Origin of the sequence: Streptomyces mobaraensis (assembly GCF_020099395.1) — a bacterium.
Taxonomy (GTDB): Bacteria; Actinomycetota; Actinomycetes; order Streptomycetales; family Streptomycetaceae; genus Streptomyces.
This window is the reverse complement of the sequence record NZ_CP083590.1, coordinates 1,364,540-1,390,059: the sequence shown is the minus strand read 5'-3', so window position 1 is coordinate 1,390,059 and position 25,520 is coordinate 1,364,540. Positions and strand designations below refer to the sequence as shown.

Below are 25,520 nucleotides of genomic sequence, written 5' to 3'. Positions count from 1 at the left end.
CGGTTCGTAGGATTCCCGCTGTGAAAGGTGCCTCTGTGTCCGGATCCTTCGCCATCCGGCCCGATGACGTCCGCATCATCCGCGCGCTCCAGATCGCTCCGCGCGCCTCCTTCGCCTCGATGGCGGCCGCGCTCGGCCTCACCGAGAGCACCGTCAACCGCCGGTACCGGCAGCTGTGCGCCGAGGGCGTCATCCGGGTCGCCGGCGTGGTGAACCCGGGGGCGTTGGGGCAGAGCAGGTGGCTGGTGCGGCTGCGCTGCCGGCCGGGCAGCGTCGAGGCGATCGCGGGCGCGCTCGCCCAGCGGGACGACGTCAACTGGGTGGCCGTGGGCGCGGCGGGATCCGAGGTCACGTGCGCGACCCAGTCGCGGGACGAGGCGCAGCGCGAAGAGCTGCTCGGCCGTCGGCTTCCGCGCACCGCCGCGGTGCTCGACGTCAACGCCTACGCCATGCTGCGCCAGTTCATGGGAGGCCGCGGCCACTACTGGGCCGCGCTCCACGGCACGCTGTCCCCCGAGCAGGAGGCCATGCTCGCCGGCGAGGAGCCGCCGTTCACGGAGTCCTCGGTGGTCGCCGGCGACCCCGTACGCCTCACGACTGAGGACGAGCGGCTGCTCGCCGCTCTCGCCGCGGACGGCCGGGCCGGCCTCGCCGGCCTCGCCAAGGCGGCGGGCTCCACGCCGGGCCGCGTGTCCCGCCGCCTCCGCACCCTGCTCCGGCAGCGCGTCGTGTACGTCGACGTCGAGATCGCCCCGGCGGCCCTGGGCTTTCACGCGCGGGCCAATCTGTGGCTGCGCGTGCATCCGTCGGAGGTGAAGAACGCCGGGCGTGCGCTGGCGCGAGAGCCCGAGATCGCCTTCGCGGCGGCCATTTCCGGCCCCTTCAACGTGCATGCCGTCGCCCACTGCCGGGATTTCGACGAACTCTTCGAGTTCACCTCGGATCGCATCGGGGCGCTGCCGGGCTTGCAGAGCATGGAGGTGTCACCGGTCCTGCGGCACGTCAAGCAGGCGGGCACGCTCGTGTCCGGTGACCGCCTCGTCGGACCGTACCGCCCCCGAACGTGAACGTGATCTGCGTCGCGATTCGGCCACCGGCCGTTTCGCGGGCCCGCCCGGTGTGAAGGCGCGCCGCGAAAACCGGGCCCCGTGTGGGAAACGCCTGCCGCCGGGCCCGCGCTCCGCAGGAAAGGAAACCGAGCCTTGCCCAGAGGCAGCAGCGTCGAGGTCGGGCGCGACGGCAGTGACCCGGGGGCGGCCGAACGCACGGATGCCACGGTCGCGGACGTTACGGTCGCGGATGTCACGGTCACGGACGAGCGGCTGGTCAGACGCGCGGTGAAGGCGGCGGCGCTCGGCAACGCCATGGAGTGGTTCGACTTCGGCGTCTACAGCTATCTCGCGGTGACGATCGGCGACGTGTTCTTCCCGTCCGGCGACGGCGCGGTGCGGTTGCTGTCGTCTCTCGCGACCTTCGCCGTGGCGTTTCTCGTCCGGCCGCTCGGCGGCCTGTTCTTCGGCCCGCTCGGCGACCGCGTCGGCCGCAAACGGGTGCTCGCACTGACGATGGTGCTGATGGCCGCCGGCACGTTCGCCATCGGGCTGATCCCGTCGTACGCGGCCGTCGGATTCTGGTCCCCGGTGCTGCTGATCGTCTTCCGGATGCTCCAGGGTTTCTCCACCGGGGGTGAATACGGCGGCGCGTCCACCTTCATCGCCGAGTACGCGCCCGACAAACGCCGTGGCTATTACGGAAGTTTCCTGGAATTCGGCACCCTCGCCGGCTACGTCGGCGCCGCCGGCCTCGTCACCGTCATGAGCACGTGGCTCGGCGGCGACGGGATGCGGGAGTGGGGATGGCGCGTCCCCTTCCTCGTCGCCGGGCCGCTCGGCCTCGTCGGCCTGTACCTGCGGCTGAGGCTGGAGGACACGCCGGCCTTCCGGAAGCTGGCCGAGGAGCCGACCGCCCGGACGGCCACCCGGGAGCCGGCCGGCCTGCGGGAGATCTTCGCTACGCAAGGGTCCCGGCTGGTCCTGTGTGTCGTCCTGGCCGGCGCCTACGGCATCACCGACTACATGCTGCTCTCCTACCTGCCCACCTACCTCACCGACCGCTTGGGGTACGACGAGGCGCACGGCATCGTCGTCCTGATCGTCACCATGCTGCTGCTGATGTGCCTCATCACCTTCGTGGGGCGGCTCAGCGACCGTGCCGGCCGCAAACCGCTGCTGATGGCGGGGATGGGCGGATTCGTGGTCCTGTCGGTGCCCGCGTTCCTGCTGATCGGGCAGGGCGGCGTCGCCGCCGTGCTCGGCGGGACGCTGCTGCTCGGCCTCTCCCTCGTCTGCCTGCTCGGGACGATGTCGGCCGCCCTCCCTGCCCTCTTCCCCACCCGCGTCCGCTACGGCTCCCTCTCCATCGGCTACAACCTCTCCACCTCCCTTTTCGGCGGCACCACGCCCTTGATCACCACCGGGCTGATCCACGCCACCGGCAGCGATCTGGCTCCGGCCTGGTACGCCATGGGTGCGGCGCTGGTCGGCGTGGCGGCGGTGGCCTGCATGAAGGAGACGGCCGGGCGGCCGCTGGAGGGCTCGCCGCCGTCGGTGTCGACGGAGGAGGAGGCAGCGGAGCTCACGGGCTCGCGGGGCGGCGGGGCTTGATCGCCGGGCTGCCGTTCGCCGTACCCCCCCCCGCGTCGTGCACGATGACGCCGTGAACAGGGATACGAGGGATACGGCGGGCGACGCCGTCGTCGAAGCGGGCTGGCAGGCGGTACGCGACGACGGACGCGTACGGGACGAACTCCTGGCGGTGGCCTACGCGGAGCCCCGCCTGCGGCAGTTGTTTCCCTGGACCGGAATGGGAGAACTCCACTTCAGCCGCTGCACCGAACAGCGGTGGACCTGGGACATCCCCTACATCCAGCGCGCGGCCGGAGGCACCTACCTCGTCGCCGGCCCCTCCCGAGGCGACACCGTGGGCCCGGCGGCCACGGCGGAGGAAGCCGTCACCATGGTGGTCCGGCGCCTCCCACCGGGCTGCGGCCCCGCCTTCCACGGCACCCCGGACGAACTCGCGGCCCACGAAGCCGCGGTGCGGGAGCGGTAGTTCTGAAGCGACGGGTGGGGGAACATCCGTGGCTCCCGCGCCGGACGAGCCGCTCGCCGTCCGCGCGGGGTGGGCCCGGAACACGACCGCCGTCGCGGAGGACGTGGTGGACGCCGTCGTCGCCCACCCACAGCCCGGCCACGGTCGGGTTGGACGCAAGGCGGATCCGAGATCCTCAAGGCCGACTTCTGCGACCGGGCGGTCCTCATGTCCGCCCGGCCGCCCCCGGAGTTCTCTCTCGGCGGCCGGACCTCGCCGTCCACGACCGTCGAGGTCGTCTGACCGGGTTCGTCCGATGTCCGGGGGCCGGGGGTGTTCCGCTTCGAGGGGAGACGGGGCATCCCTCCCCCGGGGCGTCCTTCCCCAGGGCGCCTGCGCCCGGGGACGCCTCCCCTCAACGGCTCCTGAGCACCTTCTCGATCGCCGCCATCACGTCCCCCAGCGGCGCGTCCGTCCGCGCCACCGTCACCAGGACCTCGCCCTCCGTCCGCGCGGTGACCGCCGGTTCGGGCGGGAGCGGGGCGCGGCCCGCGCCGATGCCCTTGCCGAAGGTTTCGCGGACGATGGCGAACGCGTGGTCGAGCTGGGTCTCGACGTCGCCCTCGCCGCCGCTGCGGAGCCAGCGGCGGAGGACGTGGTTGTGGGCGGTGACGACGGCGGAGGCGGCGACCTCGGCGAGGAGGGGGTCGTCGTCGTGGTGGGTGCCCTCCTCGAAGTGGCCCAGGAGGTAGCGGGTGAAGAGGCGTTCGTAGCGGGCGACGGAGGCGATCTCGCGCTCGCGGAGGGTGGGGACCTCGCGGGTGAGGCGGTAGCGGGCGACGGAGACGGCGGGGGAGGCCGCGTACATGCGCATGACCTCCTTGATGCCGCGGCACACCGTGTCCAGCGGGTTCTCGTGCGCGGGCGCCGCGTCGAGGACCCCGGCCGCGCGGACGAGGGTGTCGTCGTGATCGGGGAAGATGGCCTCTTCCTTGGAGCGGAAGTGGCGGAAGAAGGTGCGGCGGGCGACCCCGGCCGCCGCCGCGATCTCGTCGACGGTGGTGGCCTCGTAGCCCTTGGTCGCGAACAACTCCATGGCCGCGGCCGCGAGTTTGCGGCGCATGGTGAGGCGCTGGGCGGCGGCGCGCCGGGAGCCGGCGGCCTCCGGGGCGGGGGAGGACGGCGACGGGCGCGGTCCGGGCGGTCCGGGCTCCTCGGAGCCCCTGGTGGCGGTCCCGCGCGGGGAGCGGACGGACTTGGCGGGCTGGGACATGTGGGGAACGTAACACGCCCCCGCGCGGGCGTGCCGGGACGGACCGCCGACCGGTTCCAGCAGGCCGCCCCAGCCTTCCGTCGCGCTCCGTACCCCTGGGTCGCTCCGTACCCCTGGGCCCCTGGGCCGCTCGACCGCGTACCGCGGGTCCGGGTCCCGGGAGCCTTCGCCCGAGCCACGGGTGCCCGGGCTGCCGGAGCCTTCCGCCGCCGTGCCCCGCGTCCCTGGGCTTCCGGAGCGTTCCGTCGCGGCCGGGGCACCCGGGCTCTCGGAGCCTTCCGTCGCGGCCCGCGCGTCCGGCCCCTCGGAGCCTTTCGCTGCGGCCCGCGAACCCGGGCCCCCGGAGCCTTCCTTTGGGCCGCGCCCGGTCAGGTTCCGGGAGTCCTCCGCTGCGCTCCGCGTTCCCGGGCTCCCGGAGCCTTCCGTCGAGGCCCGGGTTCCCGGGCTGCCGAAGCGTTCCGTCGCCGCGGCCCGCGCGTCCGGGCCTCCGGAACCGCGCGCCGGGCCGCGCCCGGCCGAATTCCCGGAGTCCTCCACCGCGCCCCGCGTCCCCGGCCCCCCGGAGCCTTCCGCCGCGCCCCGCGCGGCCGGGGCGTCAGGCCCGCGCATACTCGCGGAAGCCACGCCCCGTCTTGCGGCCGAGGCAGCCCGCCGCGACCAGGTGCTCCAGCAGCGGCGCGGGCGCGAGGCCCGGGTCGCGGAACTCGCGGTGCAGGACGCGCTCGATGGCGAGCGAGACGTCCAGCCCGACCACGTCGAGGAGTTCGAAGGGTCCCATCGGGTAGCCGCCGCCGAGCTTCATGGCGGTGTCGATGTCGTCCGGCGAGGCGTAGTGCTCCTGCACCATCTTCACCGCGTTGTTGAGGTACGGGAACAGCAGCGCGTTGACGATGAACCCGGCGCGGTCCCCGCAGTCCACCGGGTGCTTGCGGACGGCCGCGCAGATCTCGCGGACCGTGGCGTGGGCGTCGTCCGCCGTCAGCACCGTCCGCACCACCTCCACCAGCTTCATCGCGGGCGCCGGGTTGAAGAAGTGCATGCCCACGACGTCCTGGGGACGGGACGTCGCCCGGGCGCAGGCGATCACCGGCAGCGAGGAGGTGGTGGTGGCCAGGACGGCTCCTGGGCGGCAGATCTTGTCGAGCGCCGTGAACAACTCCCGCTTGACGGCGAGGTCCTCGGCCACGGCCTCGACGGCCAGGTCTACCTCCGCGAGGGCGTCCAGGGCCCCGGCCGGGGTGATCAGTCCGAGGGCCGCGTCGCGCTGCCCGGCGGTCAGCCTGCCCTTCTTCACCGAGCGGGCCAGTGATGACGCCACCCGGTCCCGGGCGGAGTCCGCCTTCGCCGGCGTACGGGCGGCGAGCACCACCGGGAGGCCCGCCCGGGCGAAGACCTCGGCGATGCCGCTCGCCATCGTCCCGGAACCGACGACGCCGACGGAGCGCACGGGCCGGCCGGCCGTCCGGCCGGTGGAGGACTCCGGCGTCTCCGCGTCCGGGACCGTCTCCGACGAGCCCGGGGCCGCGTACGTGTAGAAGCCGCGGCCCGCCTTGCGGCCGGTCAGCCCGGCCGCGGCCAGCTGCCCGAGGATCGGCGCGGGCGCGTGCAGCCGGTCGCGCGAGGCCGCGTACATGGCCTCCAGGACGGTCCGGGCGGTGTCGACGCCGATCAGGTCCAGGAGCGCCAGCGGGCCCATCGGCAGGCCGCAGCCCAGCTTCATCGCGGCGTCGATGTCCTCGCGGGACGCGTACCGCGACTCGTACATGGCGGCGGCCTGGTTGAGGTAGCCGAACAGCAGCCCGTCCGCGACGAATCCGGGCCGGTCGCCGACCGCGACCGGCTCCTTGCCCAGTTCGCGGGCGAGTTCGGTGACGGCGGCGACGGCGCTCGGCGCGGTGAGCACCGAGGAGACCACCTCCACCAGCTTCATCGCCGGGGCGGGGTTGAAGAAGTGCAGGCCGAGCACCCGTTCGGGATGGGCGGAGTCGGCGGCGAGGCGGGTGACGGACAGCGCGTTGGTGCCGGTGGCCAGGATCGCCGTGGGCGCGACGATCCCGTCGAGGGCGGTGAAGACGTCGTGCTTGAGCGCGTAGTCCTCGGGCACGACCTCGATCACCAGGTCCGCGCCGGCGGCGTCGGCGAGGTCGGCCGAGGTGCGGAACCGGCCCAGCGCGGCCCGGCGTTCGTCCTCGGTCAGCTTGCCGCGCGCGACCGCGCGGGCGGTGGCGGCGGTGAGCGCCTCGACGGCCCGGGCGGCCGCGTCGGCGCTGACGTCGATGCCGACGACCTCGCGGCCGGCCCGCACGAGGGCCTCGGCGATGCCGGATCCCATGGTGCCGAGGCCGATGACGGCGACGGACCGGAGCGGGCCGGTGGGGGCGGTGTTCTCAGCGGTAGGGCCGGCGGCGGGGGACGGTGGGACGGCGGACTGACGGTCCATGACGGGACTCCAGAGGGTGTTTTCCGGCGCGGGGGCCCGCCGGGAGCGACGGCGGGCGTGTCCCGGGCGCGGGGAGCTCGACGGGAGCTGCCTCGACGGAAGCGACGGGAGCTACGGGGTATCGACCCGGCGACGCTGCCGGGTGCGGGAGCGCGGCACGGCCCTGCGCGGGCGCGGCGCCTTAAGGATTGCCGCGGACGGGTAAAGGGCGTCCACGGGGAGGGAGTCGTGCGAGCGGCCGGCCCTGTCCCGGGGCCGTGCCGTACTGGAGTGCCGAACCGGCGGACGGCACCGGGAACTCCGGTGCCACGACGGCCGCGTCACCGGCCGCCCGAGCCGGGGTGCGGCTCGTGCCGGGAGATTAACTCACCGGTAACCGCGAGCGCCAGGGGGCGGGGGCCCGAATTAGTATGTGGTACAGGCCACTCGGGGAGGAGCGGGAATGGAAGAGGAATTCCGCGTACTGCTGAAGCGGGTGCGGGCCGAACTGGTCTCCCCGGCCGAGTTCACGGCGTACGAGCGGCTGCTGGCCCTGGCACGCACCGACAGCCGGGCCGCCCGCGACGAGCTCGCGGACGTCCTGGTCGCCCCCGAACGGCCGCTCTGGGCCCGGGAGATCGCCGCCTTCGCGCTCGGCGTCCAGGGCGACCGGCGGGCCTTCGAGACGCTGGTGCTGCTCCTCAACTACCGGGAGCCGGTGCGGTGCGCCACGGCGGCGCACGTCCTCGCGCGGCTCCGGGACCCGCGGACGGCCCGCGCCGCCGCCGCCCTCGCCACCAACCCGCTGCGGACCGCCTACGCCGTCCACCCCGTCCGCCTGCTGACCGAGCTGCGCGCGCCCGAGTCCGTGCCCGCTCTCCTCTCCACGCTGGAGCGGCTGTTGGCTGCCCGGGACCACTGCTGGCCGGTCGCCCGGGCGTGTGTGGAGGGGCTGGGGCTGCTCGGCGACCGGCGGGCCGAGGCGACGCTGGTCGCCGCGCGCGAGCACGAACGGTTGCGGCCGGCGGCGGTGGTGGCGCTCGCCCGGCTGAACGGGCGGCCGCTGCCGACGGTGCGGGCGCGCGGTGGGCCGCGCGGCTGAGGGGGGCGCCTGCGGCGGGCTGTGCCCCGGTCCCTCCCTTTCACCGTTTCTTACGGGGGCGAGCCCCCGCACCCCCGAAACCGCGCTCCGCGCGGTTGTCCTCAAGCGCCGGACGGGCTGATCCGGGCGTCCGTAAAACATCACCTGACCGAGCGAATTCCCTTCACGGGACGTGAGTTGATGTCGACAGGCAGTAGTGTGTGCGACGGCGTCCTTCGGGGCGCCCCCCTTCATGGAGGGACCGGCGTCGTCGGTTCGCGGGGGACCCCGGCCACCGGGTTCCTCCGGTAGCGGTCACCGGAACTTGGCCGCGTTGAAAGGGGGCGCTCCGATGACAGGACGCCACCGCAGGCCACGCCCGTCGATCTGGAAGCGTTTCACGCGGAAGGTGAGGGGGTGGCGGCGGAAGGGCTGACCCTCGGCTCGCGCAAGCCAAGCCGAGGGCCGTAAAGCCCTTGGGTCCCGTCTGGAAATCCGGTCCGGGCGGGGCCCTTTTTCGTGCCGGTGGCCACCGACGGGCATTAGGTTAGCGTCCCTGTGGCGCGGGCGCATAGGGACGGCGCCACAGCTTCCGCTTCCGCGTACAGGACGTGCGCCGCAGGCGCGCCGCGGTGGGGTGTGGGCGGTTCCCACCCCGCGAGAAACAGTGAAACGGGGGTGCCCCCTTTGGGGGAGGGGTCGGGCCGATCCCCTACACCCCCCGCACATACCGCACCTCCACCACCTGCTCCCCCTCCACCACATCCACCCGCTCCGCCCCATCCGCCGCGAACCCCGCCCGCGCGTAGAAGCGACGGGCGCGCGCGTTCTCGCGCAGCACCCACAAGCCCAAACGCGCATCCCCGCGCTCCCGCGCGCTCTCCAGCGCGCCGGCGCACAAGGTCCGCCCCACGCCCGTACCGACGAGCGCGGGCCGTACGTAGAGGGCGTACAACTCGCCCGCGGGCGCCGGGATGTCCTCGTCGCGGCAGGGGCCCAGGCAGGCCCAGCCCACGACGCCGTCGGCGGGGGACTCGGCGACCAGCTCCGCCATCGGGTACTCGGCCGCCGCCCGGCGGGCCCGGTGGGCGGCGGCGTCCGCGGCCGGGTCCATGGCGTCGAGGTACGCGTCGGGGACGAGGCCCCGGTACGCCGTCCGCCAGCCGGCGATCCGGATCTCCGCCACGGCGTCCACATCGTCGTCGGTCATCTTCCGTATGCGCACCATGCACGCACGTTAGCGGTCCCGGGACGCCCGCAGACGGAAACGTCGGGATGTACGCGGAACGAGCGCACCCCGATTTGGGCAGGTGGGGCGTTGGTGATTGGCTTTGCCCGCACCCGCGGGACGCGCGGACTGCTGCACATATCGTCATCCCGGAATCCCGGAGGGCAAGTCATGGGCCAGGTCGAGGCCACCACCGAGCGGATCATCGCGGCGGACCCGGAGGAGGTGTTCGACACGCTCGCCGACTACAGCGGCACCCGTGCCAAGCTGCTGCCCGAGCAGTACAGCGAGTACGAGGTCCGGGAGGGCGGCGACGGCGAGGGCACGCTGGTGCACTGGAAGCTCCAGGCCACCAGCAAGCGCGTCCGGGACTGCCTGCTGGAGGTCACCGAGCCGTCCGCCGGGCAGCTGGTGGAGAAGGACCGCAACTCCAGCATGGTGACCACCTGGACGGTCACCCCCGCCGGCGAGGGCCGCGCCAAGGTCGTCGTCAGCACCACGTGGACCGGCGCCACCGGCATCGGCGGCTTCTTCGAGCGGACCTTCGCGCCCAAGGGGCTGGCCCGGATCCACGACGCCGTCCTCGCCCGGCTCGCCGGTGAGGTGGAGAAGGGCTGAGCCCCTGGTGGCCTGAGCCCCTGGCGGCCTCTCACCTGTTCGAGTGGTTTTCCCGGCCCCGCACCGGGCCGTCGCAACGCCTCCGACCGGCGGAAAGCCGTCACGGCCGTACTCCCGGGTAAAACGTCGCGCTTGCTCCCCGTTGTCGCGTAATGCGAAAAAAGGGCGGCCGGACGACCAGGCGCGACGACGGGAGCACACACGTGGGCGGATCCATCTCCGAGGCCATCGTGGTGACGAGCGGTCCACCCGCCCTGCCCGCGAGCGGCCCCGTCCCGGCCGGGACCCCCGACCGGGACCCCCGGCCGGGACGGGGGCGGGTCCGCGTCGTCTTCATCGCGCTGATGCTCACCCTGCTCCTCGCGGCGCTCGACCAGACGATCGTGGCCACCGCCCTCCCGCGGATCGTCGGCGACCTGCACGGCGTGGACCGGATGCCCTGGGCCGTCACCGCCTACCTGCTCACCTCCACGGTGGTGCTGCCGCTCTACGGCAAGGTCGGCGACCTCCTCGGCCGCAAGACCGTCTTCGTCTTCGCGATCGTCGTCTTCGTCCTCGGCTCCGGACTGGCCGGCTGGTCGCGGACCATGGACCAGTTCATCGCCTTCCGCGCGCTCCAGGGCGTCGGCGCCGGCGGGCTGCTGATCGGCGTGCAGGCGATCATCGCCGACATCGTCCCGCCCCGCGAGCGCGGCCGCTTCATGGGCGTCATCAGCGCCGCCTTCGGGCTCGCCTCCGTCGCCGGGCCGCTGCTGGGCGGGTTCTTCACCGACCACACCTCCTGGCGCTGGTGCTTCTACGTCAACGTGCCCTTCGGGCTGGTCACCCTCGCTGTCGTCCTCAAGGCCCTGGACCTGCCCCGGCCCACCGCCCGCGGCCGGTTCGACGTCCTCGGTGCGCTGCTGCTCAGCACCTCCGCCACCTGCCTGGTGCTGCTGACCAGTTGGGGCGGCACCGAGTACGCGTGGACCGACCGCGTGACCCTCGGCCTCGCCGCCGGCGCGCTCGGCACGGCCCTGCTGTTCCTCGTCGTCGAGCAGTACGCGGCCGAACCCATCATCCCGCCGCACCTGTTCCGCGACTCCGTCTTCCTCGTCACCGGCCTGATCGGCGCGGTGGTCGGCGTCGGCCTCTTCGGCGCCGCCAGCTACCTGCCGACCTTCCTGCAGATGGTCGACGGGGCCGGCGCCACCGAGTCCGGGCTGCTGATGCTGCCGATGATGGGCGGCGTCGTGGCCGCCTCCCTCGTCGCCGGCCAACTCGTCAGCCGCACCGGCCACTACAAGCTGCTGCCCGTCCTCGGCTGCGCCCTCGCCGCCGAAGGCATGTACCTGCTGTCGCACCTGGACGCCGGGACGGGCCGGCTGGTCTACAGCCTCTGGATGGCCGTCCTCGGCACCGGCATCGGCCTCTGCCTGCCCGTGCTGATCCTCGCCGTGCAGAACTCCGTCCACCCCGCCGACCTCGGCACCGCGACCAGCGCCAACAACTTCTTCCGGCAGATCGGCGGTTCGGCCGGCGCGGCCGTCTTCGGCACCCTCTTCGCCCACCGGCTGGCCCACCGCCTCGCCGGTGAACTGCCGCGGCGCGCCGGGCTCCCGGACGCCGACTCCCTGACACCCGGCCTGGTGCACGCCCTCCCGGCGGCGCTGCGGGACGGCTACATCCGGGCGTACGCGGACGCCATGCCGCGGATCTTCCTCTACCTGGTGCCGGTGTTCGTCCTCGGCTTCCTGCTCGCCTTCCTGCTGAAGGAGAAACCACTGGTGTCCCACAACGCCCCCGAAGCGCCCACCATCCCGCCCGCCCGCAACGAGCCGGCCCCACCGTCGCCCGCACCGCTGATCACCGAGCCGGATCCGGGGCGTGAGGCGTACGGCCGGGAGGGCGCCTATGCGCGTGAGGGCGCATACGTCCGTGAGGGCGCGTACGTCCGTGAGCGTGAGGGTGGGTACGTCTCCGACGACACGTCGTACGCCGCCGCCGGGGTGCCCGTCGCCGGCGCCGTGCAGCACCAGGACGGCACCACCGTCGCCCGCGCCGCCCTCACCCTGATCGACGCCCAGGGGCGGCAGATCGGGCGCGGCTCCAGCGGCGACGACGGCCGGTACGCGCTGAACACGCCCGGCGCGGGCTCGTACGTCCTCATCGCCGCGGCCGGGGGCCACCAGCCGCAGGCGGTCACCGTGACCGTCGGCGACCGGCCGGTCGAGCTCGACGTCGTCCTCGGCGGCGCCGGCCGGCTCGCGGGCACCGTCCGCGCCGCCGACGGCAGCCCGGTGTGCGAGGCGCTGGTGACGCTCACCAGCGTCCAGGGCGAGGTCGTCGCCTCCACCCGGACCGGGCACGAGGGCGGCTACGTCATCGGCGAACTCGTCGCCGGCGAGTACACCCTGGCCGCCAGCGCCCCCGCCTACCGCCCGGCCGCGCTCCCCGTCACCGTCCAGTCCGCCCGCGAGACCCGGCAGGACGTCGAGCTGGCGGGCGGCGCGGTACTGCGCGGGACGGTCCGCGCCGGGGGCGGCCGGCCGGTCGAGGACGCCCGCGTCACCCTGCTCGACGCGGGCGGGAACGTCGTCGACTCCGCGATCACGGGCGCCGACGGCACGTTCCGCTTCGTCGACCTGTCCGCGGGGGAGTACACCGTGGTCGCGGCCGGGTACCCGCCGGTGGCGACGGTGCTCCAGGTCGCCGGGGGCGGCAGGACCGAGCGGGACCTGCAGCTGGGCCACGCGGACCAGGGGATGACGGACATGTTCCGGGAGCGGCACGGGAGGTGAGAGTCCCGTTGGCGCGGGCCGAGTTCAGGGGCTCTCGGCGCGGCGGTACACCGAGTGCTGGAGCTGGTCCTTGGCCGGTCCCGTGGTGCGCCAGGCGAGCCGCCACTCGTCGGCCGAGACGACGGTGAACGTCCCGTCGTAGCGGTCCCGGCCGCAAGGGTGGCGGGTGGTCCAGTGCCCGGACCGCAGGTCCAGGGGGTGGAAGGGACGGCCGTCGGCGAAGCGGACGTCGGCCGTGCCGTCCGGCCGGCCGTACAGCAGGAGCGTCCGGCCCGCCCGCCCCGTGGTGCCGTTCCAGGTGAGCCCGCCGTCCTCGACGTGCAGGAGGTGCGTCGCGCCGGCGGCCGGACGGAACACGGCCGTGCCGGTGAAGGTGCCCTCCTGGCCGGTGGCCAGGTCGCGGAGGACGCGGTGGACCGTCCACCGCCCGGTGAGGTACGCGACGGCGTCGGGGACGGGGTGGAGGGTGCCCGGGGTCGTCGGGGCGGGGGCGGTGGGGCTCATGGGAGGCATTATCGCGCGGGGAGGGGCGGTCCTCCTTCTCCGCTCTCCGCGCGACAGCCCACCGTCAGCCCATCACCAGCGCGATCTTGCCCCGCCCGTGCCCCGTCTCGATCGCGCGGTGCGCGTCCGCGGCGCGTTCCAAGGGAAAGGTGCGGGAGACCTCGACGCGCAGCCGGCCCTCCGCCCAGAGGCCGGTCAGCGTGGACAGCCGCGCGGCCGACCGCTGGGTGGTGAGGGCCCGTACCCCCAGGGCGGGGGCGCGGCCGTGGTCGACGATCGTGCCGATCCGCTCCCGGTCCGCGACCAGTTCGACGGAGGCGTCCAGCGCCGCGCCGCCGGCCGCGTCGAGGGCGACGGTGACCCCCTGCGGCGCCAGCGCGCGGACCCGCTCCACCAGGCCGTCGCCGTACGCCACCGGGACGGCGCCCAGGGAGCGCAGGTAGTCGTGGTTGCGGGGGCTCGCGGTGCCGATCACCGTGGCGCCGTACGCCCGGGCGAGCTGGACGGCGACCGTGCCCACGCCGCCGGCCGCCGCGTGGACCAGCAGGGTGTCGCCGGCGCCCACCCCGAGCAGTTCGAGGGCCGTGTGCGCGGTCTGCGCGGACGCGGAGAAGGCGCCGGCCACCTCCCACGGCATGCCCGCGGGCTTGGCGACGAGCTGGTCGGCGGGGACCACGACGTACTCGGCGTGGCACGCCATCAGGGCCCAGCCCAGCACCTCGGCGCCGGCCGGGAAGGCGTCCGCGCCGTCGCCGGTCCGGTCGACCACCCCGGCGAAGTCGTTGCCGATCGTCAGCGGGAACGCCGGCGCGGCGCCGGCGTGCAGCAGGCCGCGCCGGACCGCGCCGTCGACGGGCTGCACCCCGGCCGCCCGCACGCGGACCCGCACCTGCCCGGGGCCGGGCTCCGGGGTCGGGAGGTCGAGCGGTTCCACGACCTCGGGGCCGCCGAACGCGTTGATCGCCGCTGCCTTCATGCGCTGTTTCCTCGTCTCGCGCGGGTTCCGAGGGGGCTTCCCCCTCCGATGCGCGCTCATCGTCCGACCTCAACCGCGGTCGAGGTCAAGCCCGGGACGCCGCCGCGCTCCCCACCGCGCTCCCCACCGTGCTCACGGAGCCGCGCAGATGCCGGATCAGCGCGCCGGCCGCCGGGTTCGCGGCGCCGGTCCCGCGCCAGGCGAAGACGATCGAGCCGCGCATCGGCGGGTCGTACCCCGCGTCGGTCGGCTTCATCGCCGTGTTCGCCGTGGCCGGCTTCAGCATGAGCGCACCGCAGCAGCACCGGCTGATCGGCCTCAACCCGCCGCTGGCCTCGGTGCTGGTGTCCCTGCACGCGTCGATCCTCTACCTGGCCATCGCCCTGGCCGGGGCGGTCGGCGGACTGGCGGTCAAGGCCGGCGGCCCGGACACCCTCGGCTTCGTGGCCGCCGCCATCGCCCTCCTCGGCCTCCTGACCTCCGAACTCGCCCACCGGCTCGTACGACGCCGGGAGACGCGGCGGCCGGTGCCGGGCGGCACGGCCGCGGGTGCCGGGGGAGCGGTGGCGGAGGGGGCGCGGCAGGCGGGGTGACGGGGGTACGGGGTGACGGGGCGTCGGGGGGACGGTGCCGGCCCTCGGGGGGGGGCGCCCGCCGCGTACTCCCGGGCTGTCCGGATCGCGCCCCAGCCCGCCCCTCCGGTCCGCCACCCGGACCGCGTCCCCGCACGGATACCGCCCCGCACCGAAACCGCCCCGCACCCCAAACCCCGCCCGCCCCAAGGGATTGCGCCCGGACGACGCGATCGGCAGCCTGGGAACCGGCAAGCGGGGCGGCCTCGTCACCCTTCCCGTCGACGGCCGGCGCGCCTCTCCCGGCCCGAGCCCGCCGGAGAGCAGCCCTGGCGCCTCCGGGGGCGGCAGTCCCCGGCAAGCGTGCCCCGACGTGCGACGGCTCCACGGTGAACTGCCCCGAAGCGTCCGGCTCCCGCTCCGCCCGGAGTCCGGGCACCGCCCCGGACGGCGTCCGGGCCCGCCGACGAAGGAGACCCCACACATGACGGTGTTCGGACTGCACGGCACGGCGCTCGTCACCGGCGCCGCGGGCGGCATAGGCGAGGCCGTGGCCCGCGCCCTGGCCGCCGAGGGTGTGGCCGTGGCCCTGCTGGACCGGGACGAGGACGCGCTGGCGGCCCTGGCCGCCGACCTGGCCGGTGCCGGCCGGCGGGTCCTCGCCCTGCCCGCCGACGTCACCTCCGCCGCCGGGGTCGCGGCGGCCGTCGACACGGCGGAGCGCGAACTCGGGCCGCTCACCCACCTTGTCAACGGTGCCGGAATCCTGCGCTCCGGCAGCGTCCGCGAGCTCACCGAGGCCGACTGGAACGCCGTGCTCGGCGTCAACGCCACCGGCGTCTTCCACGTCAGCCGGGCCGTCGCCGACCGGATGGCCCGCCGCCGCTCCGGCGCCATCGTCACCATCGCCTCCAACGCCGGCCGCACCCCGCGCATGAACCTCGCCGCCTACGCCGCCTCCAAGGCCGCCGCGAGCATGTTCACCGCCTGCCTCGGCCTGGAGCTCGCCGCCTGCGGCGTCCGGTGCAACGTGGTCGGCCCCGGCTCGACGGACACCGCCATGCTCACGGCCCTCTGGGACGACGCGGACGCCGCCCGCGCGCACTCGGTCGACGGCGTGCCGGAGGAGTACCGCCTCGGCATCCCGCTCCGGAAGGTCGCCCGCCCCGAGGACATCGCCGACGCGGTCCTGTTCCTGCTCTCCGACCGCGCCGCGCACATCACGATGCACCACCTCACCGTCGACGGCGGAGCCACCCTCGGCGCCTGACGCCACGCCGCCGCCACTCCCTCATGGAAAGGACGCACCGTGGCCATCCCGCCGATAGCCCCGTACCCCATGCCGACCCCCGGCTCCCTCCCGGAGAACACCGCGGGCTGGACCGTCGACCCCCGGCGCGCGGTGCTGCTCGTCCACGACATGCAGCACTACTTCCTGCGCCCGTTCCCCGCTGGGCAGTCCCCGGCCGCCGAGCTCGTCACCAACGTCGCGGCGCTGCGCGGGGCGTGGGCCGGCGCCGGCGCGCCCGTCGTCTACACGGCGCAGCCCGGCGGGATGACCGACGAGCAGCGCGGCCTGCTGAAGGACATCTGGGGCGCCGGGATGCCGGCGGGGGAGGAGCACCGGGCGGTCGTCCCCGAGGTGGCGCCCGCGGAGGGGGACGTGGTGCTGACCAAGTGGCGGCCCTCCGCGTTCTGCCGCACCGGCCTGCTCGATCTGATGCGTCGTCAAGAACGTGACCAGCTGGTCATCTGCGGCGTTTACGCGCACGTCGGCATCCTGATGTCCGCCCACGAGGCGTTCTCGAACGACATCGAGACGTTCGTGGTCGCCGACGCCGTCGCCGACTTCACGGCCGGGTACCACCGCATGGCCCTGGAGTACGCGGCGACGCGCTGCGCCGTCGTCCTCCCCACCGCCGCCGCGCTGGCCGCCGTCGCCCCGGAGCGGGCCGCGTGACCGCGCGGTGGAGCTGCTGGGGGCGGTGGTGAGTGAACTCCTGACCTCGTCCACACCACCCGTCCCGTAGGGAACACCCGCCACACGGTCCCCTTATCCGCTTGTTCCCGTGCGTGGTAGTACGGGAGGGCTGCACCAAACGGGGGTGAGTCACCGGGCGCCCGGCGCCCGTACCAGCGACCGACGAACGGAGCCTCACCGCGATGCACGACTCGACCGCCGACCGCCCCGATGTGCCCGTTGACGGTGCCGACGCCCCCTCCGACCGCCTCGACCCCGTCGCCGCCACCGCCCGGATGACGGCCGCCCTGCGCGCCCGCGAGTCCGAGCGGCCTGACCGGCTCTTCGACGACCCGTTCGCCGCCGTCCTCGCCGGCGAGACGGGCCGGAGACTGGCCGACCGGGCCGGCGTGGTGGAGGCCATATCCGTCCGCACCCGCTACTTCGACGACCACCTCCTGACGGTCACGGGCGGGGCTGCCGCCGCCCCCGGAGTCCCCGGAGCCCCCGCCCCCTCCGGCACCCCCGCCCCCTCCGGAGCCCCCAGCACCCCCGGCACCCCCGGCGCACCCCGCCAACTCGTCCTCCTCGCCGCGGGCATGGACAGCCGCGCCTACCGCCTCCCCCTCCCCACGACCGTCCTCTACGAGGTCGACCGCCCGGACCTGCTGCGGCTGAAGGAGTCGCTGCTCGGCGACGCCGCGCCGCGCTGCGCCCGCCGGGTGCCGGTCGGCGCCGACCTCGCCGCCGACTGGGCCGGGCCGCTCACGGCGGCCGGTTTCCGCCCCGGCGAGCCCGCCTGCTGGCTGGTCGAGGGTCTCACCCAGTACCTGGAGGAGGGGGACGTCCTCCGTCTCCTCGACCGCATCACCGAACTCTCCGCTCCCGGCAGCCACCTCCTCACCGACTTCGTCGCGGGCTCCCTGTTCCACGACCCGGCCGTCCGCCCGATGCTGAGCTTCCTCGAACGCTCGGGCGCCGGGTGGCGGTACGGCACCGACGAGGCCGCTCCGCTGTTCACCGAGCGGGGCTGGCGGCCGGAGACGGCGACCTACGCGGCGGTGGGCAAGGCCCTCGGACGGTGGCCGGAGGCGGGGCCGCGCGGCGGCGAACTCGTCCACGCCGTGCGCTGAACCGCGGCGCGGCGACGCCGGGGGCTCGCCCCCTCCCTCCCCTCGATGAGGAGACATGACGACATGACCCCACCCCGCCCTGCCCAAGTACCGGAAAGGGACGTCGTGATAGCCGGCGGCGGCATTGGCGGCCTCACCACCGCCCTCAGCCTGCACGCCGTCGGCATCCGGCCGCTCGTCCTGGAGTCCTCGCGCCGGATCTCCCCGCTCGGCGTGGGCATCAACCTGCAGCCCGCCGCCGTCCGGGAGCTGCACGAACTCGGCCTGGCCGACGAGCTGGCCGCGATCGGTGTCCCCGCCGTCGCCCACGTCTTCACGGACCGGTACGGCACCGTCCGCTACAGCGACCCGCGCGGCACGGCCGCCGGTTACCGCTGGCCGCAGTACTCTGTGCACCGCGGCGACTTACAGATGATGCTGCTGAGAACGGTGAGAGAGCGGATCGGCCCGGAGGCCGTCCGGACCGGCATCCGCGTCGAGGACTTCACCCAGACCCCCGACGCCGTCCACGTCCACGCCCTCGACCGGACCACCGACCGGCACGAGCGCCACGCCGCCCGGGTCCTCGTCGCCGCCGACGGCATCCACTCCCGGCTCCGCGCCCGCCTCCACCCCGCCCAGGGCCCGCTCCGGTGGAGCGGCGTCACCATGTGGCGGGGCGTCACCGAGACCGACGCCTTTCCGCCGGGCAACGCGCTGCTCCTCGCCTCCGACGAGCGGAACACCCAGTTCGTCGCCTACCAGATCTCGCCCGCGGCCCTCGCGCGCGGCCGTACGCTCCTCAACTGGGTGTGCGCGGTGCCGACGGGCGCCCCCGGCCCGCTCGCCGGCGACGCGCTCTGGAACCGCCCCGGCCGCCTGGCGGACGTCCTCCCGTACTACGCGGACTGGCGGTTCGACTGGACGGACCTGCCCGCGCTGCTCGCCGGCGCCGAGCGGATCCTCGAATACCCCATGGCCGACCGCGACCCCCTCCCGTCCTGGGGCGAGGGCCGCGTCACCCTCCTCGGCGACGCCGCCCACCCCGCGTACCCCTCCGGCGCCAACGGCGGCTCCCAGGCGGTGCTCGACGCCCGCGTCCTCGCCCACCGCCTCGCCACCGAACCGGACCCCGTCCGGGCGCTGGCGGCGTACGAGGACGAGCGCAAGGCCCCCACCGCGGCCGTCGTCCTCGCCAACCGCGAGATGGACCGCGCCGCCCGGGCCCGCACGGCCGCCGGAGGCCCGGACGCGCGACGCGACCTGGAACGCGCCGCGGCCGCCCACCGGAGGGCGGCCGGCGGGGCCGCCGCCCTCAACTCCCGCCCCTCGTACACCCCACGGGCCCGGCCCTGACCCCTGCACACGTCTTCAATTCCACCGGCCCGGGCCGCAGGATGCCTCTGTGAGCTGAGCGGCAAGGACCGATCACCGCGAGGAACGGGAGACGACGTGCGCTACGTACAACTGGGTGGCTCGGACCTGAAGGTGTCCCGGATATGCCTGGGCATGATGAGCTACGGCGGCGGCCCCACCGCGCAGAAGTGGTTCCTGGACGAGGAGGCCGCCGAACCCGTCGTCCGCCGCGCGGCCGAGGCGGGCGTCACGTTCTTCGACACGGCCGACATGTACTCGTCCGGCCTCAGCGAGGAGATCACGGGACGCCTGCTCTCCCGCCTCTTCCCGCGCCGTGAGGACTACGTCCTCGCCACCAAGGTCTACTTCCCGATGGGCCCGGGCCCCGACGACCGCGGCCTGTCCCGCAAACACATCGTCAAGGCCATCGACGCCTCCCTCCGCCGCCTCGGCACCGACCACGTCGACCTCTACCAGATCCACCGCTGGGACTACGACACGCCCATCGAGGAGACCCTGGAGGCGCTGCACGAACTCGTCGTCGCCGGCAAGGTGCGGGCCCTGGGCGCCTCCAGCATGTGGGCCTGGCAGTTCGCCAAGGCGCAACACCTGGCCCGGGCCAACGGCTGGACCCCGTTCATATCCATGCAGAACTACTACAACCTCCTCTACCGCGAGGAGGAGCGCGAAATGATCCCCCTCTGCCGCGACGAGAACGTCAGCTGCATCCCCTGGAGCCCCCTGGCCCGCGGCATGCTCACCGGCACCCGCGACCGCGCCGGCACCCACCGCACCCTCCGCTCCGGCAACGACGAACTCGCCCGCCGCCTCTACGAGGAAGCGGACTTCGACGTGGTGGACGCCGTCCGCGCGGTGGCCACCACCCGCGCCCTCCCCCCGGCCCGCGTGGCCCTCGCCTGGCTCCTCGCCAAACCGGTCGTGGCGGCCCCGATCATCGGCGCCACCCGCACCTCCCACGTGGACGACGCGGTCGCCGCCGTCGACCTGACCCTGACGGACGACGAGACCGCCCGCCTGGAGGCGCCGTACCGGCCGCACCGGGTGCTGGGGTTGCGGCGGTAGGCGAAGCTCCGAGCGCACGGGGCATCCGCCTCCGGCGGTGCGGGGTCCCGGCTACCGGGGTCCCCCCAGCGTGACGGGGCCACCGCGGTGATCGTCATCTGCTTGCTGCTGGACATGGGACCACCCCGCGTGCGCGGGGACCACGCCATGGAGCTGGAGGACGCCTACGCCGAGGTGGGACCACCCCCGCGTGCGCGGGGACCACAGCACGATCCGCTGCTCCCGAGGCAGCGTCGTTGGACCACCCCCGCGTGCGCGGGGACCACCAGCTCACCTGTGCCTTGTCCGGCCCATCACCAGGGACCACCCCCGCGTGCGCGGGGACCACTCCTGGCGGTGCGGGGCGCGTACGGCGAGCAGGGGACCACCCCCGCGTGCGCGGGGACCACCGGCGTCGTACCCGAACGCGGTCGTGATCTTGTGGACCACCCCCGCGTGCGCGGGGACCACGGCGGGGATCTGAATGAGCATGCCGGGCCACAGGGACCACCCCCGCGTGCGCGGGGACCACCGCTCCAGCAGGACGTCGAAGAATCGTTTCGTGGGACCACCCCCGCGTGCGCGGGGACCACATCAGCCAGCCATCGGGCGAGCAGAACCGAGCGGGACCACCCCCGCGTGCGCGGGGACCACACGGTGTCGTCGGGGACGGAGACGGTGAGCTGGGGACCACCCCCGCGTGCGCGGGGACCACATGGGGCTCCTCGGATGGTGTGACCTTGCACCGGGACCACCCCCGCGTGCGCGGGGACCACATGGCCTGGTGCTCCGTCTTCGTGAGCTGGGTGGGACCACCCCCGCGTGCGCGGGGACCACTCGACAACGCCGTTGACGTGGTACTCCAGCGCGGGACCACCCCCGCGTGCGCGGGGACCACCAGGGCTAGCAGGGGGCGTTCGGGCATGGCCTGGGACCACCCCCGCGTGCGCGGGGACCACCAGTTCACCGACAGCTCCTACTACGTCCCTCGGGGACCACCCCCGCGTGCGCGGGGACCACCGGGAATGGGTGGGGGAACTGCGGTGGGCGGTGGGACCACCCCCGCGTGCGCGGGGACCACCAGCCGACGCAGCTCCCGCCGCGCCGCCCGCTCGGACCACCCCCGCGTGCGCGGGGACCACATTCTGGCAAGGTCCCGGCAACGACCAACAGCGGGACCACCCCCGCGTGCGCGGGGACCACGCCAGGATCGCCGCGACGATGGCCACGACAGGGGGACCACCCCCGCGTGCGCGGGGACCACAGGAGCTGACCTGCACCCTTATCCGCTCCGCACCCAGTTTTTACTCATCTTCACGGAGACAGACTTTACGGGCATAGCTCTCATTTCGCTCGGCAGGGCAACGCCACCACCCGGCACCTCAACGCCCCCCGAACCGTCGCCGCTTAGAGGCATTGCTCCACCCCTGCCGGGGCACAGACCGCTGCTCTGCGGAAGTTTCGCTGCGAGTCGTGGTCGAAGGGCGGTGGATGAGGGTGAGGCCCTCGTGGTCCGTGGGATGCCAGGCGTGGTCGTGTGTGAGGAAGGTGTAGCCCTGCTCGTTGTTCGTCTGGTGGGCCAGGAGGGCGCGCCCGTGGCCTGAGTACTGGCGGACCTCGGCCCAGAGGATGTCGCGCACGCGGGCTGAGGGCGAGCCGATGAAGACGCCGGGGGAGATCTCCAGCAGCCAGCGGGTGAGGAATCCGCGTAGTCCGGCCGGACAGTTGGTGAGGATGATGACGGTCACCAGATCGGCTCGTCCCCGTAGTTCCGTCCGCTTTCCACCAGGGCTCCGCCGTCCGACTGCAGCGTCACCCGGTCCAACTCCGCCTGCTCCTCGGGGGAGTCCACGTCGGCATCAAGTGTCAAGAGCTGTTTGATGTCCTTCACGCATCGCCCCAGCAACCCTGTCTCGTTGATGCGGTCTCGGAGAGCTCTCCGCGTGCGGGAGGCGACGTCCTCCGGGCCCTCGGCCGCCGCGTCGAAAGCCGCGGGAATCCCGACCTCCGTTTTGTAGAGGTCCGCGATGTCGAGGACGAAGGACCGCTCGTGACCGGAGTGGACGAATCCCAGCGCGGGCGAGCACCCGAGTGCCGCAACGACCGCATGAGCGATGCCGTACATGCACTGGGCGGCGGCCGTGATCCCCTGGTTGGGCGCGTCGCCGGCCGAGAAGTCGTCGCGGTGGTACTCGCGGCGGCGCCAGGGAACCCCGGTGCGGATCGACTCCTGGCGGTAGCGCTGCTTGACCCTTCGACCCTCCATCCTCAAGAGTTCGTCGCGGCTGCGTCCGGCAGGGTCCTCGTCCGGGAAGCGCAGGCGATACATCGCCCGCGCGACTTCCAGGCGGCTGCGCTGATTGGCCCATACCAGTGCCTGCGCCTCGGCGAGTGCAGAAGAGCGCGTCAGCGCCCGCCCGCCCGCGTAATACCGCACCCCGTGCTCGCCCACCCACACCGCACCGGCGCCGCACTCCCCGAGGACGGACATCGCCTGGTGCGTCACCTTCGTTCCGGGCCCGAGGAGCAGGGTTCCGATGGTGGCGGACGGAATGTGGGTGACTCCGTCCGCGTCGGTCGCGGTGATCGCATTGTCCTCGCGGTGCACGACACACCGCTCCAGGTAGACGAACGACATCCGGTCCGCGACGCGGTTGAGCTCCCGCGGCGACGAGGCGCCCCGACGGCTGACGGTCGTCATCGGCCGCTCCTCACCGGAGCGAGGGTCATCAGGCCGCAGCCGTACGCCTTCGCCTTGCCGATACCGTGTGTGAGCGTTCGCCGGAAGGTGCCAGGGTCCGTGACGCGCAGCAGACCGTCGTAGGTGACCCGGGTGAAGCGGACGTCCGCCCCTGCGCGAGGAGCCGGAGGACGGCGGAACTGCAGGGGGACCTGGTCCCGCACGATGAGCTCGTGCTCGTCACCGAACTGGGTCAGCCGACGCTCGGGTGCCTTCCGCATCACCTCGAATCCTGACTTGTCCTGTCGGTCCAGCAGCCAGCGCGTCTGGTGAAAGGGCGTCTTGTGAGCGGCCCTCTTCGTCGGTGAGCCCTTGGGATCCTGGGCGCGCCGGATGTGGTGCACCGGGTTGGCGGTGAGCCGGAAGCCCCACATGTCCCCGGCGGACAGGTCGTCGAGGAACTTGCCGTACGCGAACGTCGACCACCCCGGCTGGTCGAGCGTGGGCCAACCGGCCTGCTCCACCAGATGTGTAAGGTCCGGGCGGGTGGGACTGACGATGAAGAGCTTGGTGTCCGCCCGGTGGTCGGCGTCCACACGCCACAGCACCCGGGGCCCCTGCCCGTCGCGGGGCGGAGGCTCGGGAAAGGACATGTTCACAGCGCCGTGCATCAGATGAGGCGATCCGAGCAACCGTCGGGCGTCCGAACGAGCGGTATTGATGCGAAAGCGAGTCAGGTACATCAGGTCGACCTCGGAGGCACTTCGGCCCGGCCGACTTCGACGAGCGCCATTGTCGGATCGTGGCTGGTGGGCGAGTCGTCGTCGGCCGGGTCTGTCAGGACTGGAGGGACGGGCGAACCGGTACGGACCCCGCGGAGGCCGTACCGCCGGTGGCGCGGGGAGAAGCTCGACGGGACATCCCTGATCGTGAGATCCGGTGTCTCCCCAGGAGGGCAGTCGATCAGCAGGTCAAGGTGGTCCGGGGCGGCCTGATGGCCTTCGAGGGTGGTCTCGGACGACAACCGCTGCCGATACCACCTGGAGGCCTGCCAGGGGTGTTCCCGCAGCGCCTGCTCGAGGTTCGCCTCTTTCGGCGGTCCTACGTCGATCGGCTGGGAGGGCGGGCAGGAACGGCGACCGAGATATGGCAGGAACCGTGGCGCCTTCAGACCGTCGTAGAGCCGCCACAGCAGCTCTGCTTCCCCTTCCATCCCCGCCACGAACACCGCGTCCGCGAGGTAGAAGCGTTCCGATACCGGCATGGCCTTGCCCGAGTCGGCGTGGTGCGCGGTCTGGTAATCGCGCAGCCGTGTCCCGGGCTGGTCGATCCGGACGCCGTACCGCAGCGCCGCCAGGTCGGAGAGGTCTTCCTCCCGGCCGCGGCCGAGCGCGGCGGCGAGCAACCCGACGACACCGCTCTTCGTGGGAGCGTTCTCCGTACCTCGCCGGGCGAAGCGGGAGGCCGAACCCCACGACTGGAGGGGACCGGCGAGCCGCATCAGGAGCACGCTCATGCGCCGCGTCCCAGACGCTCCGCCACGGCGTTCTCCAGGTCGTGGAGCAGGTCCTTGAGCGTGACTTCGGAGCCGAGGACCGAGAGTGCCTTGGTCTCCGAACCCACGCGGAAGACCCAGCCACGCTCCGCCGGATCGGAGAGGTCGTACTGCTTCTCCAACTCCGGCACATAACCGGCCAACCGCTCGCAGCCCTTCCGCAGGAAGCCGCCGCTTACCCGGTCCTGCCACACCGGCTCCTCGAAGGCACCCACGAAGCTGATCGGGCGCCGGGTGCGGAGCTTGACGACGACCGCAGACGGCAGGGTGTGGTTGCCGAACGTGTTGATCTTCCCGGTCGGGAGAGACGTGATGAACGCCTCGACGAACGCGCTCACCGCTTTCTGCACCGGGGTGGTGGGTGACTCGTCCTCCCGCAGCCCGGCACCCAGATTCCGGTGGAGTTCGTCGACGTCGACGGCAGCGTACCGGTAGAGCGTCGCGCTGTTGAAGTCGACAGAACCGATCATTCCGGCACCTGTCTCGGCGTCCGTGTTCCGATCGTCCACGGCGGTGAAGTAGTCGGATTCGATCTCGGAGGCGTGGACGCTGATCGCGTGCGCGACCTGCGTGGCGGCCTCGACGTTCAGGTCTGCGGAATCGGCCACCATGCGACCGAACAGGCAGATGTCCACGGAGTGTCGGGTGTTGACGGCTTGCCGTGCCCTGAGCTTGTTCTCTTTGGCCTTGAAGAATTCCTTGAGCGCCGTGACGCTGGCGTCCGCGCCGCTTGCCGCGAGGGTGAGTTCGGCGAGAGCGTCCAGCTGCCGCGTACTCAGGAACATGAGATAGGCCGACTCCGGGGTGGCCGCGCCGGCGTCGCCCTCGGACTGGTCTCCCTTCGCCTTCCGTGCGGGCGTGTCGATCTTGGAGCCTGTGGCGATGCGCATCATCTCGGCCGCCAGCTCGAGCGCCGTGGATTCCGGCAGGGATCCGTTCAGCTCCCTGACACGCTCCGCGAGCGCGTCGGCCACCTTCTTCGTCCGCACCCCGAGCTCCGACGGAGGCAGCAGCTCGCCGAACGCCTTCCGCGTGGCCCGCTTCCACGCCTGACTGGAGACGCGTGCCCGCCGAACGCCGCCGTACATGGCCGACTTGGGGCTCCCGGTGTCGTCGCGGTTGAGGTTGCTGGGCGGGACGGTCTGAAGGATGTGGATGTCGAGAATGGTGCGTGCCACAGGAAGTCCATTCGTGTCAGCGTAGAGTTTTCAGATTCTCAGTCTGTGTTGTGCACGTGGTACATCTCGGAGACGA

General features: G+C 73.4%; 23 protein-coding genes and 1 CRISPR repeat array. Of the genes, 12 read left to right on the top strand and 11 right to left on the bottom strand.

Going from position 1 to position 25,520, the window contains the following annotated elements; all coding sequences use genetic code 11:
- Positions 1-35: 35 nt before the first annotated feature.
- From K7I03_RS05825 to K7I03_RS05815, 3 genes are all read left to right on the top strand, one after another.
- Complete coding sequence (locus tag K7I03_RS05825) at positions 36-1,067, top strand: Lrp/AsnC family transcriptional regulator (protein ID WP_224346909.1); 1,032 nt, start codon at positions 36-38, stop codon at positions 1,065-1,067.
- A gap of 135 nt (positions 1,068-1,202) precedes the next feature.
- Positions 1,203-2,663: an MFS transporter gene (locus tag K7I03_RS05820; protein ID WP_185943530.1), complete on the top strand. Its 1,461-nt coding sequence runs from the start codon at positions 1,203-1,205 to the stop codon at positions 2,661-2,663.
- 52 nt (positions 2,664-2,715) lie between these two features.
- A complete protein-coding gene (locus K7I03_RS05815) occupies positions 2,716-3,111 on the top strand; it encodes a DUF6193 family natural product biosynthesis protein (RefSeq protein ID WP_224346908.1) in 396 nt (131 codons plus the stop codon).
- A 394-nt stretch (positions 3,112-3,505) separates the two neighbouring features.
- Here the strand turns inward: K7I03_RS05815 and K7I03_RS05810 are convergent, their stop codons facing one another.
- Both K7I03_RS05810 and K7I03_RS05805 read right to left on the bottom strand, forming a co-directional pair.
- A complete protein-coding gene (locus K7I03_RS05810) occupies positions 3,506-4,363 on the bottom strand; it encodes a TetR family transcriptional regulator (protein ID WP_185943529.1) in 858 nt (285 codons plus the stop codon).
- 595 nt (positions 4,364-4,958) lie between these two features.
- Entirely contained in the window at positions 4,959-6,803 is a 1,845-nt protein-coding gene (locus K7I03_RS05805) for a 3-hydroxyacyl-CoA dehydrogenase family protein (protein ID WP_185943528.1), read from the bottom strand.
- Between the two features lie 442 nt (positions 6,804-7,245).
- Between K7I03_RS05805 and K7I03_RS05800 the strand changes: the two genes are divergently transcribed.
- Positions 7,246-7,884, top strand: coding sequence for a HEAT repeat domain-containing protein (locus tag K7I03_RS05800; RefSeq protein WP_185943527.1), 639 nt, complete (start codon positions 7,246-7,248; stop codon positions 7,882-7,884).
- Positions 7,885-8,575: 691 nt separating this feature from the next.
- On the opposite strand, the gene K7I03_RS05795 is transcribed toward K7I03_RS05800, so the two are convergent.
- Entirely contained in the window at positions 8,576-9,091 is a 516-nt protein-coding gene (locus K7I03_RS05795) for a GNAT family N-acetyltransferase (protein WP_185943526.1), read from the bottom strand.
- A gap of 171 nt (positions 9,092-9,262) precedes the next feature.
- Between K7I03_RS05795 and K7I03_RS05790 the strand changes: the two genes are divergently transcribed.
- Together K7I03_RS05790 and K7I03_RS05785 are read left to right on the top strand one after the other, a co-directional pair.
- Positions 9,263-9,709: an SRPBCC family protein gene (locus K7I03_RS05790; protein ID WP_185943525.1), complete on the top strand. Its 447-nt coding sequence runs from the start codon at positions 9,263-9,265 to the stop codon at positions 9,707-9,709.
- A 203-nt stretch (positions 9,710-9,912) separates the two neighbouring features.
- Positions 9,913-12,489, top strand: a complete 2,577-nt coding sequence (locus K7I03_RS05785; protein ID WP_185943524.1) for an MFS transporter — start codon at positions 9,913-9,915, stop codon at positions 12,487-12,489.
- Between the two features lie 24 nt (positions 12,490-12,513).
- Here K7I03_RS05785 and K7I03_RS05780 read toward each other — a convergent pair whose 3' ends face one another.
- From K7I03_RS05780 to K7I03_RS05770, 3 genes are all read right to left on the bottom strand, one after another.
- Positions 12,514-12,993 carry a DUF6314 family protein gene (locus K7I03_RS05780; protein WP_185943523.1) on the bottom strand — a complete coding sequence of 160 codons (480 nt, stop codon included), beginning with the start codon at positions 12,991-12,993 and terminating at the stop codon, positions 12,514-12,516.
- Positions 12,994-13,057: 64 nt separating this feature from the next.
- On the bottom strand, positions 13,058-13,969 hold the full coding sequence (locus tag K7I03_RS05775; protein WP_185943522.1) for an NADP-dependent oxidoreductase: 912 nt from the start codon (positions 13,967-13,969) through the stop codon (positions 13,058-13,060).
- 85 nt (positions 13,970-14,054) lie between these two features.
- Positions 14,055-14,255: a hypothetical protein gene (locus K7I03_RS05770; RefSeq protein ID WP_185943521.1), complete on the bottom strand. Its 201-nt coding sequence runs from the start codon at positions 14,253-14,255 to the stop codon at positions 14,055-14,057.
- Between K7I03_RS05770 and K7I03_RS05765 the strand changes: the two genes are divergently transcribed.
- The 6 genes from K7I03_RS05765 to K7I03_RS05740 all read left to right on the top strand — a co-directional run bounded on the left by K7I03_RS05765 (position 14,254) and on the right by K7I03_RS05740 (position 20,052).
- A complete protein-coding gene (locus K7I03_RS05765) occupies positions 14,254-14,562 on the top strand; it encodes a hypothetical protein (RefSeq protein WP_185943520.1) in 309 nt (102 codons plus the stop codon). The genes K7I03_RS05770 and K7I03_RS05765 overlap by 2 nt on opposite strands.
- Before the next feature lie 463 nt (positions 14,563-15,025).
- Positions 15,026-15,811: a 2,3-dihydro-2,3-dihydroxybenzoate dehydrogenase gene (locus tag K7I03_RS05760; protein WP_185943519.1), complete on the top strand. Its 786-nt coding sequence runs from the start codon at positions 15,026-15,028 to the stop codon at positions 15,809-15,811.
- Positions 15,812-15,850: 39 nt separating this feature from the next.
- Positions 15,851-16,501 (top strand): isochorismatase family protein, encoded by a 651-nt coding sequence (locus K7I03_RS05755; RefSeq protein ID WP_185943518.1) that lies wholly within the window; start codon positions 15,851-15,853, stop codon positions 16,499-16,501.
- Positions 16,502-16,704: 203 nt separating this feature from the next.
- Positions 16,705-17,634 carry an SAM-dependent methyltransferase gene (locus K7I03_RS05750; RefSeq protein WP_185943517.1) on the top strand — a complete coding sequence of 310 codons (930 nt, stop codon included), beginning with the start codon at positions 16,705-16,707 and terminating at the stop codon, positions 17,632-17,634.
- A 63-nt stretch (positions 17,635-17,697) separates the two neighbouring features.
- Positions 17,698-18,969: an FAD-dependent monooxygenase gene (locus K7I03_RS05745; RefSeq protein ID WP_185943516.1), complete on the top strand. Its 1,272-nt coding sequence runs from the start codon at positions 17,698-17,700 to the stop codon at positions 18,967-18,969.
- 96 nt (positions 18,970-19,065) lie between these two features.
- Positions 19,066-20,052, top strand: coding sequence for an aldo/keto reductase (locus K7I03_RS05740; RefSeq protein WP_185943515.1), 987 nt, complete (start codon positions 19,066-19,068; stop codon positions 20,050-20,052).
- 115 nt (positions 20,053-20,167) lie between these two features.
- Positions 20,168-21,295: a CRISPR direct-repeat array (repeat unit 29 nt; unit sequence GGGACCACCCCCGCGTGCGCGGGGACCAC).
- 118 nt (positions 21,296-21,413) lie between these two features.
- Here the strand turns inward: K7I03_RS05740 and cas2e are convergent.
- The 5 genes from cas2e to cas7e are packed head-to-tail and all read right to left on the bottom strand — an operon-like array spanning position 21,414 to position 25,444.
- Positions 21,414-21,779, bottom strand: a complete 366-nt coding sequence (gene cas2e / locus K7I03_RS05735) for a type I-E CRISPR-associated endoribonuclease Cas2e (RefSeq protein ID WP_185943514.1) — start codon at positions 21,777-21,779, stop codon at positions 21,414-21,416.
- Positions 21,776-22,732, bottom strand: a complete 957-nt coding sequence (gene cas1e / locus K7I03_RS05730) for a type I-E CRISPR-associated endonuclease Cas1e (RefSeq protein WP_185943513.1) — start codon at positions 22,730-22,732, stop codon at positions 21,776-21,778. The genes cas2e and cas1e overlap by 4 nt, the downstream gene beginning before the upstream one ends.
- Positions 22,729-23,454, bottom strand: coding sequence for a type I-E CRISPR-associated protein Cas6/Cse3/CasE (cas6e, locus tag K7I03_RS05725; protein ID WP_185943512.1), 726 nt, complete (start codon positions 23,452-23,454; stop codon positions 22,729-22,731). The genes cas1e and cas6e overlap by 4 nt, the downstream gene beginning before the upstream one ends.
- Positions 23,454-24,227 (bottom strand): type I-E CRISPR-associated protein Cas5/CasD, encoded by a 774-nt coding sequence (gene cas5e, locus K7I03_RS05720; RefSeq protein WP_185943511.1) that lies wholly within the window; start codon positions 24,225-24,227, stop codon positions 23,454-23,456. Before cas5e ends, cas6e begins: the two co-directional genes overlap by 1 nt.
- Complete coding sequence (cas7e, locus tag K7I03_RS05715; protein WP_185943510.1) at positions 24,224-25,444, bottom strand: type I-E CRISPR-associated protein Cas7/Cse4/CasC; 1,221 nt, start codon at positions 25,442-25,444, stop codon at positions 24,224-24,226. Before cas7e ends, cas5e begins: the two co-directional genes overlap by 4 nt.
- Positions 25,445-25,520 lie beyond the last annotated feature (76 nt).